Here is a 1,120-nt window from a genome sequence, read left to right on the forward strand (position 1 = left end):
ACTGCCTGCGCCTGGCCCGGGAGGTGGCTCCACCCACCCCCAAGGGCCAGCGGGGCCGCCCCTGGCGCTACGACCACGGCCTTTACCTGGCCCTTCTTCTCTTCCGCGCCTTCTTCCACCTTACCTACCGCAAGACGGAGGCCCTGCTTCAGGACCTCATGGAAGCCCCCTTCCCCTCCCATCAGTCCTTGGCCCGCTACGCGGTGCAGCGCCTGGACCTCAAGCTCCTGGAGGCCCTCCTGGAGAGGCTTTCCCGAGAGCTGGAGGCCCACCTCTCCTCAAGGGATAGCCCTGAGGAAGACCCTGCCCCCCCCTTTACCTGATGGACACCACGGGGTTGGCCTACCGGAGGGAGGACCGGTTTCTCCGCTTCCGTCGGGGAGCGGAGGTGCGGCGGGTCCGGGGGCACGCGCGGCTTCTGGCCCTGGTGCGGTGGGAGAGGGAGAGGAGGTTGCTCCTGCCCTGGGGTGGGGTGGCGGGGAGGGGTTACGCCCCGGACCCCCAGCTTGGGGGGAAGGCCTTGCGGCGGTTTGCCCCTACTGGGGGATGGCTTTTGGCGGACGCGGGGTTTGACGGGAAAGAGGTGTGGGAGGCGCTGAGGGGGGAGGGTCTTCGGCCGGTGATCCGGCTTCGGGGCGGGGGCGAGGCCAGGGAGGAGGCGCGGGTACGGGCGCGGGAGGGGTGGGACCCCGAGGTGTACCGGTTTCGCGGGGTGGTGGAGGGGGTGTTTGGGGGGATGAAGAGGCGGCTGGGCGGGGCCTACCTTTGGGAGCGGAAGCCTTGGACGGCCATGGTGCGGGCGTTTTTGGAGCTCATCGCCTACGGCCTTAGGGTCCTCCTCTCCTTCCTTCCGCCGCCCCCTGGGTATAGGGCCATTTACTAGGCAAGCCCACGAGCAGGGCTTTACCCAAAACTCCTTCCTCGCCCTCCCTTAGCCTGCTTCAAGAGTTCTTGGGTGACTTCATAGTTGAGCAGGCGAACCAGGCCCCTCAGGAGCAGGTACGGACCATCCCTCTCGCTGGGCAGCCCCAGCTTGCCCCCGAGCTGCAAAAGAAACCCCTTGAACGGATCCCCCAACCGCTCAACTTCCCAAAGGAACACCGCCAGCCCCAGCAAAACC

The 1,120-nt window shown here is 67.3% G+C and carries 1 protein-coding gene and 1 pseudogene; one reads left to right on the forward strand and one right to left on the reverse strand.

The genetic code is table 11. The features are described 5' to 3' along the window. Window positions 1-180 precede the first annotated feature (180 nt). Window positions 181-883 (forward strand): annotated as a pseudogene (locus BVI061214_RS12295) (transposase). Window positions 884-903: 20 nt separating this feature from the next. On the opposite strand, the gene BVI061214_RS13360 reads toward BVI061214_RS12295, so the two are convergent. Continuing rightward, window positions 904-1,120, reverse strand: a 217-nt coding sequence (locus BVI061214_RS13360) for a hypothetical protein (RefSeq protein ID WP_082333096.1), incomplete at its 5' end; no start/stop codon positions are given.

This window comes from Thermus aquaticus (assembly GCF_001280255.1).
In the GTDB taxonomy this organism is placed as follows: domain Bacteria; phylum Deinococcota; class Deinococci; order Deinococcales; family Thermaceae; genus Thermus; species Thermus aquaticus.